The organism is Streptomyces sp. CNZ301 (assembly GCF_004217425.1).
The window spans coordinates 729,878-743,361 of the sequence record NZ_SHLG01000002.1; the positions used below are offsets into that span (position 1 = coordinate 729,878).

The window sequence follows — 13,484 nt, forward strand, 5'->3', positions numbered from 1 at the left end:
CGCCCCGGGAACGGCTGGTGTGATGTCCGGACCGGCCGGGAGCCGTCCCTCCCGGCCGGAGTCATGTGGGTGCCGCGGTCCGGGCTGCTCAGCCCTCGTCCGCGGCGATGCGTGCGAGTCTCCGGGCTTCGTCCCGCGTCTCGCGTGCGATCAACTCCTCGTCGGCGTTGGTGAGACGGCCGTCCTCGACGACGGCGCGGCCGTTCACGAGCGACAGCGTGATTGGTGCCGCGGCGCCGAGCACGAGCGCGGCGACCGGGTCGGCGATGGAGGAGTGCCCGATGCCGTCGATGCGCCACAGCACCAGGTCGGCGAGCTTGCCGGGCTCCAGCGACCCGATCTCCTCGGCCCTGCCGAGGACTTCGGCTCCGCCGTACGTCCCGAGGCGCAGCGCCTGGCGCGCGGTGAGGGCCTTCTCCTTGTGCGCGCCCAGACGGTTGATGAGCAGCGCGTTGCGCAACTCGGTGTGCAGTTCGCCGGATTCGTTGGACGCGGTTCCGTCGACGCCGAGGCCGACCGGGACGCCGGCGGCGAGCATGTCCGGCACCCGCGCGATGCCCGCGGCCAGGCGGGCGTTGGACGAGGGGCAGTGGGCAACGCCCGTGCGGGTGCGGGCGAAGGCCGCGATGTCGGAGTCGCTCATGTGGACGCAGTGCGCCATCCACACGTCGTCGCCGAGCCAGCCCACCGACTCCAGGTAGTCGGTGGGGCCCATGCCGAACCGCTCGTGGCAGAACTTCTCCTCCTCCACGGTCTCCGAGCCGTGCGTGTGCAGCCGTACGCCCTTGCGGCGGGCCAGTTCGCCTGCCTGGCGCAGCAGTTCGGTCGTCACGGAGAAGGGCGAGCACGGTGCGACGCCGACGCGCAGCATCGAACCGAACGACGGGTCGTGGTGGGTTTCGATGGCCTCTTCGGTGGCGGTCAGGGCGTCGTCGGTGGTCTCCACGGCGAAGTCCGGGGGCAGTCCGCCGTCGGAGGTGCCCAGATCCATCGAGCCGCGGGTGGGGTTGAAGCGCACGCCGATGTCGCGGGCGGCGCCGATCTCGGCGCCGAGAAGGTCGCCCGAGCCGCGGGGGAAGACGTAGTGGTGGTCCATCGCCGTGGTCACACCGCCGCGCACCATCATGCCGAGGGAGCCGCGGGCGGCGGCTCGCACCATGTCCTCGTCGATGCGTGCCCAGACGGGGTAGAGGGCGACGAGCCAGTCGAAGAGGTTGGCGTTCTGGGCGAGTCCGCGGGTGAGCCACTGGTAGAAGTGGTGGTGGGTGTTGACCAGTCCGGGCGTGACGAGGTGCCCCGTACCGTCCACGCGGCGCACGACGTGGCCGAGCCCCGCCGGCGCGGCGCCCTCCCCGACCGACTCGATCAGGTTGCCGGCGACGACGATGTGGCCGCGGGCGTGCTCGGTGCCGTGCGCGTCGACGGTGGCGACGGCGCAGTTCTCGATGACGATGCGCTCTGTGCGGTCTGCCGGATCAGTCATGGCTGGGGAGTCCTCGATGCCGGTGGGCCAGGTAGGGGTTCAGGTACGGGTACGGGAACGTGTGCGGGCCGGGCGGGGAATCGGGGACGGGCGCCCGGTTGCCGCGGCCCGCCGGTTCCGGGCCCGTTCTCACAGGTTGGTCCTGCGGGCTTCTCACAGGTTGGTCATGTCGACGGGTATGCGCGCCTCGGCGCCGTCGCGCAGCACCGTCGCCTCGATGAGCCCGTAGGGGCGGTCGGCGGCGATGTAGACGGCTCCGTCGGCGGCTTCGTTCTTGATGCCGAACGGCTCCAGATCCACCCTGAAGTGGTGCTTGTTGGGCATCGAGAAACGGATCTCCTCCAACTCGGGTCTGCCCGCGAGGACTTGGGAGCCCATCCGGTAGAGGGTCTGCTGGAGGGAGAGCGAGTAGGTCTCCGCGAAGGCCCGCAGCATCAGCGCCTTCGTCTCTTCGTAGGAGCTGTTCCAGTCGGGCACCGCAGTACCGTCGTCGCCGCTCCAGGAGTGCCGCCACACCGCGCTCACATCGGTGGCGAGGACGCGGTCGTAGTCCTCCTTCAGCGTCGTGTACTCGTCCTTGATGTATCCCCAGAACTCCGAGTCGGTGGAGTTGAGGACCGTGAGTCCCCTGAGTCCGCCGAGCACCTGGACGGTGGAGCCGTCGTATGTGACCTGCGCCGTACGGGTCTCCTGGCCGCGCCGCACGAAGGAGTGCGGTGCCTCGCCCTCGGATGTGGCGATGCGCTCCCACGCGTACTCCTCGACGCGGATGCGTGCGGTGCGGATCGGCTCGGTCGTGTCGACGAAGTGCCGGGCGAGTGCGAGGCCGAACTGCTCGGCGGATTCGACGCCTTGCTCCTTGGCGAAGGCGAAGACCGTGTTCTTGGTGGTGTCGGTGGGCAGGACGTTCGTGTTGGAGCCGGAGTAGTGGACCTCGTCGAGGTCGCCGCTGAGGGCGACGGAGACGTTGAGGTCCTTGATGTGGTGGGTCGCGCCGTCCCTGGTGATCTTGACGACGCGGTTCTCCGCCTTGCCGTACTGGTTCTGGCCGAGAATCGTGGTCGGCACCGTCATTCGCTGTCAGCTCCCTCGGTATACGGAATAGCCGAACGGGTTGAGCAGCAGCGGCACGTGATAGTGCTCGCCGGGGGCGACCGCGAAGACCACCGTCACCTCGGGGAAGAAGCTCCCCCGCTCCCCCGTCTCGTGCTCCCCGTGCTCCCCGTGCGTCCTGTTCGCGCTGAGATACGGCTCCACCCCGAAGGTGAGCCGGGCGTGTGCGGTGCCCTCCGGCAGCGCCGGAAGGTCTTTGCAGCGTCCGTCCGCGTCCGTCGCCGAGACGGAGTGCGCGGTCCATTCCGCGGCGCTGTCCGTGCGCACGGACAGCTCCACGCCGACACCCGCGGCGGGACGACCGACGCTGGTGTCGAGGATGTGCGTGGAGACCGATGCGGTCGCGCCGCCGGGGTTGTCACCGCTCATGCTCGCTCGCCTTCTCCTCCTGGGCCTGCCGGCCCCGATGGTGCTCCCGTCTCCGCCTGTCGTGCCGTCCGCGCCAGTGAGGTCAGCCGGATCCGGTTGATCTTCGTCAGTTCGGTGCGGACGATCTCCCGCTCTTCTTCTGGTGAGTTGCCGACGCGGCTGCGTGCGGCGTCCCTCATCTGCTCGCCGCTCAGGCCGGTCGCGCAGATCAGGAAGACGTGCCCGAACCGCTCCTGGTAGGCCAGGTTCAGCTCCAGCATCTCCGCCTTCAGGGCCTCGGAGGCCCCGGCCATGCCGCGCTGCTCGCGCGCGGAGGACGGATCGCCGGGGCGTGGACGCCCGATGGGCGGGTGACCCGCCATGGCCTCGTCGAGGTCAGCGGCGGTCAGCTCCGTCATCGCCGCGTCGTTCGCGGCGAGCAGCCGCTCCGTGGTGGCGTACGGCCGGCCGTCGAGCAGCGCACCCGCCCACGCCCGGGCGGCGCACACCCCGAGGAGCGCGGCGCGGGCGTCGCTCTCCTCGGCGGAGTTGAGCCAGGTCAGACCTGGCGTCGCGGGGGAAGGGGAAGGCGTCACGTATGCCTCCGGAAAGTGTTCGGACTGGGAACAGCTAAACCCCGCAGGAGAACAACGTCAACAGTTTGTTGAAATTCCGATCCGGTGGACGACTGCCCCCGGCGCGGGCGGCCCGAGTCTCGCCGCAGTCCGAACTCCCGGCCCGAAAGGCCCGGATGAGCGTCGTCGTCACCGGCGGAGCGGGCCGGGACCGCCGGAACTGCCGGGCCTGGACCGTCGCCGCCCCGCTCCCCAAATGCATGCGATTCGCATACAGTGCCCCCATGGAGCCCGACCCCGTACTGGAAGCAGCCGTCAGCCGCTGGCACACGACGGTCAACGACGGCGATCCGGGCGCGGCCGCGGACGCGGTCACCGATCCGGTCGTCGTGCTGGGCCCGAAGGGCGCCGGGTCGATCACCCCGGCCCAGTTCGCGGACTGGGTCCAGCGGTCCGGGATCAGGCTGGTCCCGCAGACCTGGCATCCGGTCGGTGAGCGGCTGGTGGTGGTCGAGGAGGACGCCACCTGGCCCGGGAGCAGCACCCCGGCCCGCGTGGCCACGGTCTTCCGGGTGACCGGCGAGCGGGTGTCCGCCTCACTGCGGCTGCCCGACCTCGAATCCGCACTCGAAGTGGCCCGCATCTGCCGCGAGATGGCTGCCACCGAGTGAGCGGGAACCGCGACGCCGGAGGGCAGGACGCGGAGCAGCCCGGCGCCGAGCGCGGCCCGGGCCAGGTGCTCTTCGAGTTCGTCCGCCACTGGTCGCGCCGCCCTCACGCGAGTGAGCCCCGAGCGGCGGAACAGGGGCGTCTCGTGCTCGTCACGGAGGCCGTCCACTCGCTGACGCGGCGGGGGCCCGCGACGGTCAACGCCGTGGCCCGCGAGATCGGCATCGACCAGAGCAATGCGTCCCGCCTGGTGAAGAGCGCGATCGCCGCCGGTCACCTGCGGATGCGGGCGGCCCACGCCGACGGACGGCGCCGCGAACTGTCGGTGACCCCGGCGGGCCTCGCCATGCTCGAGGAGGCACACCGGTGGCAGGAATCCGTCTTCGACCGGCTCACCGAGGGGTGGAGCGAGGAGCAGCGCGCCGGCTTCCGGCAGGCGATGCTGAGCCTGCTGGAACGGTCACACGCGGCCGGCTCGTGAGGCCCGCGTTCACGGCTGATCCGCGTCGGACCTCTTGCCCCGCTCCTTGGCCCGCTTCTCCTCCTGGGAGTTGATGTAGTTGTAGACCGTGAAGCGGCTGACGCCGAGCGCGCTCGCGACGGTCTCGACGCCGTGCCGCACGGAGAAGGCGCCACGGCTCTCCAGCACGCGCACGACCGACTGCTTCGTCCTGCGGTCCAGTTCGGCGAGCGGCATGCCGTGGCGGCGTTCCAGTTCGGCGAGGATGTGGTCGAGGGAGTCGGACAGGTGGGGCAGCCGTACAGCGATGACGTCCCGGCCCTCCCACGCGAGGACCACGTCGTCCCCCTGGGCCTCCTCGGGCGCGACCATCTCCGCGCCCATCGCGTCGACGAGCGGCTTGACCGCGTCGGCGAAGCGCCGGCCTCGGTCTCCGTCGGCAGCGGTCATGCCGCGCCCCCGGCGGTGCCCGGCTCCGCGTCCGCGTCCGCGTCCGCGTCCGTGAGGACGTTGAGCTGGAGCGAGATGCGGGTCGCGCCGGCGCCGAGCGAGTCGCGCAGCACGGCCTGTACGGCTTCCAGTACGTCCTCGGCCCGGCCCTCGACCGTGTTGCCGAAGGGACCCACGTCGACGGAGTCGAGCGGTGCGCTCTGCACGACGTCGCGGGCCACCAGGGCATGCCGCGGCGGCTCGTCCAGGTCGAAGGGCTCCGTCGTGAACTCGGCTCGCAATCGCACGTCGTCAACCTACGCGAACGCCACGGGGAGCGGCCATCGGAAGGGCGACGGGACGGCGGCCGGCGGCCGGGGTACGCGGTTCCGTGCTGCGGCAGACCCCTTGACAGCTTCCGGGATTCGAGAGCACTCTTCCATGAAGTAGAAACCAACTTTCACGATACGAAATACATTCCGACCGGAGGGAAGGCGATCCGCGTGGCGCCCCAGTCCGAGCTCGCCGGCATCGGCGGCACCGATCACCGCTACACCGTCAACCTGTCGATCCTCTTCACCGAGCTTCCGCTGCTGGAACGCCCCGCCGCGGCGGCCGCGGCGGGCTTCACCGCGGTCGAGCTGTGGTGGCCGTGGGTGGACGCGCCCGTACCGGAGCGGGCCGAACTGGACGCGCTGCGGCGGGCGTTGACCGACGCCGGTACCCGGCTGACGGGCCTGAACTTCTACGCCGGGCAGCTGCCCGGACCGGACCGGGGCGCGCTGTCGGTGCCGGGCGAGGAGTCGGAGAAGTTCCGCCGCAACATCGACGTCGTCGTGGACTTCGCGCAGTCGACCGGCTGCACCGCACTCAACGCCCTCTACGGCAACCGCGTGTCCGGGGCAACGCCGCAGGAGCAGGATCAACTGGCCCTGGAGAACCTGGTGTCGGCGGCACGCGCGGCCGACGGCATCGGCGCGGTGCTGCTCATCGAGGCCCTCAACGCCGTCGAGTCGCCGCACTGCCCGGTCGTCAGCGCCCCGAAGGCCGTCTCCGTCGCCGACAAGGTGAACGAGGCCACCGGACTGGACAACGCCAGGTTCCTGATGGACCTCTACCACCTGGCGATGAACGGCGAGGACCTGCACAAGGTCATCGACGAGCACACCGCCCGCACCGGACACGTCCAGATCGCCGACTGCCCGGGACGCGGTGCCCCCGGAACCGGCGAACTCGACTTCCCCGACCTGCTGGGACGCCTCTCCAAGGCGGGTTACGAGGGCCGCATCGGCCTGGAGTACAAGCCCGGCGACCAGCCGAGCGCCGAGAGCTTCGACTGGCTGCCCCGCTCGCTGCGCGGCGCCTGAGCACGAAGGCAGGGACCGGACCCGGCCGGGGCCGCGCGCCAGCCAAGGCCCTGACCCCGGCACCGCGCCGTCGGACACCGGCGCATCCGTGCCCGGCTCTCCGCCGAGTACGCCCGTACGCAACAGACTTCGAAAGGCATGACGCCCCATGAGCCACACCCCGGACAACACCAAGGTCGCCTTCATCGGCCTCGGCATCATGGGCGCGCCCATGGCGCGCAACCTCCTCCGAGCCGGTTACGACGTGACCGCCTTCAACCCCACCGCCTCCAAGGTCGAGGCCTTCGTCGAGGACGGCGGCAAGGGAGCCTCGTCCGTCGCCGAGGCCGTCCGCGGGGCCGACGTCGTCATCACCATGGTCCCGGCCTCACCGCAGGTCGAGCAGGTCGTGCTGCACGAGGGCGGCGTCCTGGAGAACCTCCGCCCGGGCGGCCTGCTCATCGACATGTCGTCCATCACTCCGCAGACCTCGGTGGACGTGGCAAGGGCCGCCGCCGCCAAGGGAGTCGACGTGCTCGACGCACCCGTCTCCGGAGGCGAGGCGGGAGCGGTGGAAGGCGCGCTGTCCATCATGGTCGGCGGCGAGCAGGAGACCTTCGACGCGGCACAGCCCCTCCTCGAGGTGCTCGGAAAGACGATCGTGCTGTGCGGCCCGCACGGCTCGGGCCAGACGGTGAAGGCGGCCAACCAGCTCATCGTCGCGGTCAACATCGAGGCCCTCGCGGAGGCCGTGGTCTTCCTGGAGAAGTCCGGCGTCGACCTCCCGGCGGCACTGGAGGTGCTCGGCGGCGGGCTCGCGGGCTCCACCGTGCTGAACCGCAAGAAGGAGAGCATCCTTGCGGGCGACTTCCGCCCCGGATTCAAGATCGACCTGCATCACAAGGACATGGGCATCGTCACGGACGCCGCTCGCAATGTCGGCGCGGCCGTCCCCGCGGGCGCGCTGGCGGCGCAGCTCGTCGCGGCGCTGCGGCAGCAGGGCGACGGCGGTCTCGACCACTCCGCGTTGGTGCGCGGCGTGAGGCGGCTGTCCGGCGAGAAGACGGAGGACTGACGCATGGCCCCGAAGAGGATGCCCGCAATGAACGCCGCCGTCTCCATCATGGTCGACGAGGGGGTGGACATCGCCTTCGGCTGCCCCGGTGCCGCGATCCTTCCCCTGTACAAGGCGATGGAGACGGACGGCCGCATCGAGCACCTGACGGTCCGCCACGAGGAGGGCGCGACCCACATGGCCGACGGGTGGGCCCGTACGAACGGCAAGGTGGGGGTCGCCATCGCCACCTCGGGTCCGGGCGCGACCAACCTGGTCACCGGCCTCTACACCGCCCAGGCCGACTCCATCCCGATGGTGTGCCTCACGGGCCAGGCGGTCTCGCCGAAGCTGCACCAGGAGGCCTTCCAGGCCGTCGACATCGTGGAGATCACCAAGCCCGTCACGAAGTGGGCCGTGCAGATCAAGGAGCCGGCACAGATCCCGTGGGCCTTCCGGGAGGCGTTCCGCATCGCCCGTACGGGCCGTCCCGGGCCGGTGCTGATCGATCTGCCGCTGGACCTGGCCAAGCGGGAGATCACCTACGACGCGGAGATCGACACGCGGCTGCCGGTGCCCGCCGTCGAACCTCATCTGCCGCGTGTGGAGAGGGCGCTGGAGATGCTGCTGGCCGCCGAGCGGCCGCTGATCCTGGCGGGCGGCGGCGTCATCCTCGCCGATGCCGGCGCCGAACTGCGGGAGCTCGTCGAGGAGTTGAGGGTCCCCTTCCAGGTCACCCTCATGGGCAAGGGCGTCATCGAGGACGATCACGAGCTGAATCTCGGCACGACCGGCATCCAGACCTCGCAGCGCTACGCCAACGCCTCCTTCCTGGAGTCCGACTTCGTGCTCGCCGTGGGCGCACGCTTCGGCGACCGGCACACCGGCGCGAACCTCGACATCTACCGCGGCGAGCGCACCTTCGTGCACGTCGACATCGAACCGGGCCAGATCGGCAGGGTCTTCGAACCGGACCTCGGCATCGTCTCCGACGCCGGCCTCTTCCTCGCGGCGCTGCTCGCGGCGGCGCGCAAGCGCAAGGCGCGTGCGGACGTGGGCAGTTGGGTCGAGCGCTGCAAGGAGCTGAAGCGGACCCTGGTGCGCAGGGAGGACTTCGACTCCACTCCGGTGAAGGCGCCCCGCGCCTACAAGGAGATCAACGAGGCATTCGACGAGGACACCTACTTCGTCACCGCGATCGGGCTCTACCAGATCTGGGGCGGCCAGCATCAGAAGGCGTACCTGCCTCGGCACTACCAGGTCTGCGGGCAGGCGGGTCCGCTCGGCTGGGAGGTCCCGGCCGCGATCGGTGTGAAGAAGGCGCTGGAGGGGATGGGGAAGCCGGACGCCGAGGTCGTGGGCATCGTCGGCGACTACGGCTTCCAGTACCTGGTGGAGGAGCTGGCGGTGGCCGCCCAGTACCACGTGCCGTACGTGCTCATCATGCTCAACAACGAGTATCTGGGCCTGATCCGTCAGGCCGAGATCGGTTACGGCATGAACTACCAGGTCGACATCCACTACGACGAGTTCGGCACGGACAACGTCAAGGTCATGGAGGCCTACGGCTGTTCGGGACGGCGCGTGCGGGAGCCGGAGGACATCGCCGGCGCGATCCAGTGGGCCCGCAAGGAGGCGGTGGCCACCTCACGTCCCGTCCTCGTGGAGATCATGATCGAACGCGAGGCGAACACGCCGCACGGGCCGGACATCGACGCCGTGCGGGAGTTCGAGGAGGCGTAGGCGCCGGCGAGCAGATCGATCCCGGGACGCGCCCGGTGCCGGTGCGGCGGTCCGAGGCGGGTCCGGCGTGCCGGGTGGGGCGGCGGCCATCAACGCCCCACCCGGCACGCCGGGTTGCTCACGGACCCCGGGTGGCGGTGGCGCCGGCAACTGTCATGTCGCGCCCTCCGGTGCCGCCGCCACCCGGCCCGCCTCAGCGCTGACTTGGCAGCTCAGGCCGGGACGCGAGCCGGACCTGGAGTTCGCGGTGCCGGAACTGCCACGCCGTCCCGGCCACACGCAGGATGCCCAACCGGTAGCAGTCGTCCAGAAAGCGGCCCAACCTCAACGGCAACCGCCCCCGGGTGCACAGCAGAAGCGCGAGATACCGGACCACCGCGTGACCACCCGTGCTCATGTCGCCGTTCACGGCCCCGTCGGTGAGTCCCAGCAGAATCCAGAAGACGACCGCAACCGCGGGCACGGTGACGAGCCCGATCTCAGGCCCGTGCAGAACCCCTACCACGAAGCCGACGACGAGCCCGGTCCCCACACCGCCCACGAGCCTGGCGATGAGATCACCGCGCAGCAGATCACGCGGATCGGTCACCGGCTCGTGCTTCCTGGGCGCGGTCGCCCCCTCGGAGAGCAGGACCGTGAACACGCTCCCCAGCACCAGCACGAAACCGAGCCCCGCCCCCAGACCTGTCCCCAGACCGCCGACGAGCACGGCTCCGAGCCCGCCGATGAGGACGCGCAGTCCGGCGTGGGCATGGAGCCGGCGCAGATCCATGCGCCGTGGCCGGGGCCACGCCCTGTCCCGTACCGCGAGGACCGCGAACGGAAGCAATCCCAGGGACAGGACCAGGTAGTTGCGGTCGAGCAGCGCCAGCGGAGCGAGGAACACGAAGACCAGCAGTACGGAAACGGCACCCTCCACCCACCGCACCCGGCCCGGGCCGCCGAGGGGCCACAGCTCGTGGAGGACCAGGTCGGTGCCGCTGAGGGTGCGCCCGGCGACGGTACGCGGCGGACGGGACGCGGTCCCCGCGTTGCCGTCGAGGTAGCGGGCGAGCGTGGCGAGCCGGGCCCGTACGAGATCGGCGTCGGGTTGGGGCCTGCGGCCCTTCCGGCCCGGGAGCGCGGAAGTCGAGTCATCGGCCCCGTGACGGGACGCGGAAACGGCGGCTCCGATGTAGCAGTCCAGGAGGTGGCCGTGCAGCCGGCCCCGCTCGGAGAGGGTGAGCAGGTCGGCGGGGTCACGCGTGTAGTTCCCGTCGGGCGTGCGCTCCTGGAAGACGGTGGCGGCCAGGGTCAGGCGCCAGGGCGTGTCCAGGGCGGCGGCCAAGGCCGTGGAGGTGGCGGCCGCGGTGCCGGAGGGTCCCGCTGACGCGGCGTCCTCCAGGGCGGTGAGCACCGGCTGCCAGCGCTCCCGGCCGACGTCGGTTGCGGCAACGCTCTGCGCCAGGTAGTCGCGGGCACGGGCCGCGTCGATGCGCGCCACAGCGAGGTCGACGACAGGATGTGGCCGGACGTCCGCGTCCATCAGGGCCTCGTAGTGGCCACGGCGGCAGGTGACGACCACCGGGCAGCGCGTGCCTCCGCGCTCGAAGCGCTCGACGGCGCGCAGCAGTTCGGCGGCACGCGAGGTGTAGCCGGGGGCGCTGTCCGCGTCCATCTCGTCCAGGCCGTCGACGACCGGCAGCACGAGCCCGGCGTCGAGGAGCAGTTCGGCGTCACGCGAGTTGAGCTGGTAGGCGCCGGTGAGATGGGCGTGCAGCCACTGGTGCATCGTGCCGCCGGGCCAGGAGGCCGCGGTCAGCCGTACCGGCACCGGCTCGCCCGCGGTGCGATCCCTGGCCAGACCCAGCAGCAGGGCCAGGGCGAGCACGGTCTTGCCGGTTCCGGCGTCGCTACCGGCCCGCGCCTCCGCACCGGGAGAGCCGGTGGCGGGAGAGGGGGGAGAAGGCGTGCCGGTGATGACCATCCGTTCCGGGCGCAGGCTCCGGTAGATCTCTGCCGCGTCTTCCAGCCTCCCCGGCTGCGCGTCCCCTCCGTTGCCGGGGACGTGCGGGACGTGCGCGGTGAAGGTCAGGTCGATCGGCTCCCGGGGAGCCGACGGCCCGTTGCCCAGCAGCTGCCGGTACTGCTCGCCCTCCGCCCACACCACTCTCTGCGCCAGCTCCGCTGCGACCACGTCCGCTGTGCGCTGCACACGCGTGCCGTGTACCGCTGCCCACAGGCCCCAGGCGCCGCAGACCGCGCCGACCAGACCCGGCCAGAAGGACAACACCCCCGCGGCGTCGCCCTCGTCCAGCTTTCCCCGCGCCAGCGCGAGCACCGTCCACAGCAGACCGCCCGCGCACACCACGCCGCTCAGCAGCACCGCCGCGACCCACGCGGCACGCCCCTGACGTCTCATACGCCACGATCCTTCCCGCCCTGCCCGGCGCTGCGCTCCCGTTCGGCCACGGGGCCGGGGCCGGCACCGGGTCCACGGCTTCGGGGCAGCCGGGCCGGTGCCTCAAGGTCGCTGTCCCGGTGGGGAGTCGAGGCGTCCGAGGGACGAATCCGGATCGCGAACCCACCGTCGTACTTCTCGTCGCCGGCGGCGACGGCGGCCTCCACCGCCTTCGCGCCCCGATCAGCGAGCAGGGTCAGTGGGTCGCGGCGCAGATCCCGCGTCAGGGCCACGCACATGCCGATCATGACGAGCACGAACGGCACGGCCATAAGGGTCCTCATGGTCCTCAATCCTGTGAACGCCGCGTCTCCGCCATCGCCGATCAGCAGCATGAGCATGGCGACGGCGCCTGTCATCACGCCCCATGTGACGACGACGTTGCGGCTCGGCTCCAGGGCGCCCTTCTGCGAGAGAGTGCCCATCACGCGAGAGGCGGCGTAGGCGCCGGAGACGAAAAGAGTGGTCATCAGAATCAACGCGATCAGCGCGGTCGTCCCGGCGAGAGGATGCTCGCGCAACACCGCGAAGAGCTGATTCTCGGCTGTCGACTCCTCGGTGATCTGCGCTCCGCCCCGCTCCAGGCTGATCGCTGTACCACCGAAGACCGCGAACCAGACGAGGCTCACGGCGCTCGGCACGAGGATCACGCCGCCGACGAACTGGCGGATCGTGCGGCCGCGGCTGATGCGGGCGATGAACATGCCCATCAAGGGAGCCCAGGAGAGCCACCACGCCCAGTAGAAGACCGTCCACGCGGAGAGCCAGTTCGCGACTCCTCTGCCTGCGGTCGAGTCGGTACGGGCCACCAGCTGCGGCAGATCCCCGATGAACGAACCCACGGACGTCGGCAGCAGGTTGAGCATCAGGACCGTGGGCCCCTCCACGAAGACGAAGACGACCAGCAACGTGGCAAGCACCATATTCATGTTGCTGAGCGACTGGAAGCCGCTCTGCGCGCCCGCAACGGCATAGGCGACGCAGGGAATGGCGAGCACGGCGGTGACAGCCACAACCGTCGCAAGGCGCACGCTGGTGGCCCAGCCGACTTCCGTGGCGCCGCTGCCGATCTGGAGGGCGCCGAGGCCCAGCGAGGCGGCGGAACCGAAGAGCGTGGCGGAGACCGCCAGAGTGTCGATGACCCGTCCGAACGCCCCGTTGGCGTTCTTCTCACCGACGAGCGGCGTGAAGACGGCGCTGATCGTCTGCCGTCGCCCGCGCCTGAAACAGCTGTAGGCGACGGCCAGACCGACGACCGCAAAGATCGCCCACGGGTACAGAGTCCAGTGGAAGAGCGTCGTCGCCATCGCCGTCTGCACCCGCTCCGCGGCGGAGCCGCCCGTACCGGGCGGCGGGTCCGCGAAGTGCGCGACCGGCTCGTTCACCCCGTAGAACATCAGGCCGATACCCAAGCCCGCGCTGAACATCATCGCGACCCAGGACACCGTACGGAACTCAGGCTGCTCGCCCTCCTTGCCGAGGGTGATCTTCCCGTAACGGCTGAAGGCCAGCCACAGGCAGAAGACCAGGCACCCCGGCACAACCAGCACGAAAGCCCAACCCCCGTTGTGCAAGGTGTTGTCGAGCATCACCGTGGAGACGTTCGCCAGCGACTCCGTTGCGACCGCACCCCACGCCACGAAGGCGAGCGTCAAAGAGACCGTGACGCCGAACACCACCCTGTCGGTGCGCCGCCCGGGCGCCCGTCCCCCGGCAGCCTGTTCAGGACCCCGCGCAACCCCTTCTTCCAAAGCCTCCCCCTCAACAACACGAACCGGAGGCCAACTTACGCAGCCTCACCTCGTCCCCGCAGCGGGGCACGCA

Annotated in this window: 13 protein-coding genes; 5 read left to right on the plus strand and 8 right to left on the minus strand. The window is 70.7% G+C overall.

The annotated features are described in order from the left end of the window. Positions 1-88: 88 nt before the first annotated feature. The 4 genes from EV375_RS27395 to uraD all read right to left on the minus strand — a co-directional run bounded on the left by EV375_RS27395 (position 89) and on the right by uraD (position 3,540). A complete protein-coding gene (locus tag EV375_RS27395; RefSeq protein WP_130302602.1) occupies positions 89-1,483 on the minus strand; it encodes an 8-oxoguanine deaminase in 1,395 nt (464 codons plus the stop codon). A gap of 153 nt (positions 1,484-1,636) precedes the next feature. Beyond that, positions 1,637-2,557 carry a factor-independent urate hydroxylase gene (gene pucL, locus EV375_RS27400; protein WP_130302603.1) on the minus strand — a complete coding sequence of 307 codons (921 nt, stop codon included), beginning with the start codon at positions 2,555-2,557 and terminating at the stop codon, positions 1,637-1,639. Positions 2,558-2,563: 6 nt separating this feature from the next. After that, positions 2,564-2,965 (minus strand): hydroxyisourate hydrolase, encoded by a 402-nt coding sequence (gene uraH / locus EV375_RS27405; RefSeq protein ID WP_130302604.1) that lies wholly within the window; start codon positions 2,963-2,965, stop codon positions 2,564-2,566. Then, complete coding sequence (gene uraD, locus EV375_RS27410; protein ID WP_130302605.1) at positions 2,962-3,540, minus strand: 2-oxo-4-hydroxy-4-carboxy-5-ureidoimidazoline decarboxylase; 579 nt, start codon at positions 3,538-3,540, stop codon at positions 2,962-2,964. The genes uraH and uraD overlap by 4 nt, the downstream gene beginning before the upstream one ends. A 263-nt stretch (positions 3,541-3,803) precedes the next feature. On the opposite strand from uraD, the gene EV375_RS27415 reads away from it, so the two are divergent. Continuing rightward, positions 3,804-4,190 (plus strand): hypothetical protein, encoded by a 387-nt coding sequence (locus tag EV375_RS27415; RefSeq protein WP_130302606.1) that lies wholly within the window; start codon positions 3,804-3,806, stop codon positions 4,188-4,190. Beyond that, a complete protein-coding gene (locus EV375_RS27420; protein WP_130302607.1) occupies positions 4,187-4,669 on the plus strand; it encodes a MarR family winged helix-turn-helix transcriptional regulator in 483 nt (160 codons plus the stop codon). The genes EV375_RS27415 and EV375_RS27420 overlap by 4 nt, the downstream gene beginning before the upstream one ends. 9 nt (positions 4,670-4,678) lie before the next feature. Here EV375_RS27420 and EV375_RS27425 read toward each other — a convergent pair whose 3' ends face one another. Together EV375_RS27425 and EV375_RS27430 are read right to left on the minus strand one after the other, a co-directional pair. Beyond that, a complete protein-coding gene (locus EV375_RS27425; protein ID WP_130302608.1) occupies positions 4,679-5,098 on the minus strand; it encodes a helix-turn-helix domain-containing protein in 420 nt (139 codons plus the stop codon). Continuing rightward, on the minus strand, positions 5,095-5,385 hold the full coding sequence (locus tag EV375_RS27430; protein WP_130302609.1) for a thiamine-binding protein: 291 nt from the start codon (positions 5,383-5,385) through the stop codon (positions 5,095-5,097). Before EV375_RS27430 ends, EV375_RS27425 begins: the two co-directional genes overlap by 4 nt. Positions 5,386-5,607: 222 nt before the next feature. On the opposite strand from EV375_RS27430, the gene EV375_RS27435 reads away from it, so the two are divergent. The 3 genes from EV375_RS27435 (at position 5,608) to gcl (ending at position 9,220) form a co-directional block, all read left to right on the plus strand. After that, positions 5,608-6,444 (plus strand): TIM barrel protein, encoded by an 837-nt coding sequence (locus EV375_RS27435; protein ID WP_130302923.1) that lies wholly within the window; start codon positions 5,608-5,610, stop codon positions 6,442-6,444. Positions 6,445-6,592: 148 nt separating this feature from the next. After that, entirely contained in the window at positions 6,593-7,498 is a 906-nt protein-coding gene (locus EV375_RS27440; protein ID WP_130302610.1) for a 2-hydroxy-3-oxopropionate reductase, read from the plus strand. An 18-nt stretch (positions 7,499-7,516) separates the two neighbouring features. Next, positions 7,517-9,220 carry a glyoxylate carboligase gene (gcl, locus tag EV375_RS27445; RefSeq protein ID WP_130302924.1) on the plus strand — a complete coding sequence of 568 codons (1,704 nt, stop codon included), beginning with the start codon at positions 7,517-7,519 and terminating at the stop codon, positions 9,218-9,220. Positions 9,221-9,413: 193 nt separating this feature from the next. On the opposite strand, the gene EV375_RS27450 is transcribed toward gcl, so the two are convergent. Next, positions 9,414-11,621 (minus strand): NACHT domain-containing protein, encoded by a 2,208-nt coding sequence (locus tag EV375_RS27450; protein ID WP_130302611.1) that lies wholly within the window; start codon positions 11,619-11,621, stop codon positions 9,414-9,416. Further along, a complete protein-coding gene (locus EV375_RS27455; protein WP_130302612.1) occupies positions 11,618-13,411 on the minus strand; it encodes a BCCT family transporter in 1,794 nt (597 codons plus the stop codon). Before EV375_RS27455 ends, EV375_RS27450 begins: the two co-directional genes overlap by 4 nt. Positions 13,412-13,484 lie beyond the last annotated feature (73 nt).

Bases quoted from the DNA above. Each gene is read 5' to 3' on its own strand.
- EV375_RS27395 (WP_130302602.1), bottom strand. From the start codon at position 1,483: ATGACTGATCCGGCAGACCGCACAGAGCGCATCGTCATCGAGAACTGC.
- pucL (WP_130302603.1), bottom strand. From the start codon at position 2,557: ATGACGGTGCCGACCACGATTCTCGGCCAGAACCAGTACGGCAAGGCG.
- uraH (WP_130302604.1), bottom strand. From the start codon at position 2,965: ATGAGCGGTGACAACCCCGGCGGCGCGACCGCATCGGTCTCCACGCAC.
- EV375_RS27415 (WP_130302606.1), top strand. From the start codon at position 3,804: ATGGAGCCCGACCCCGTACTGGAAGCAGCCGTCAGCCGCTGGCACACG.
- EV375_RS27425 (WP_130302608.1), bottom strand. From the start codon at position 5,098: ATGACCGCTGCCGACGGAGACCGAGGCCGGCGCTTCGCCGACGCGGTC.
- EV375_RS27440 (WP_130302610.1), top strand. From the start codon at position 6,593: ATGAGCCACACCCCGGACAACACCAAGGTCGCCTTCATCGGCCTCGGC.
- gcl (WP_130302924.1), top strand. From the start codon at position 7,517: ATGCCCGCAATGAACGCCGCCGTCTCCATCATGGTCGACGAGGGGGTG.
- EV375_RS27450 (WP_130302611.1), bottom strand. From the start codon at position 11,621: ATGAGACGTCAGGGGCGTGCCGCGTGGGTCGCGGCGGTGCTGCTGAGC.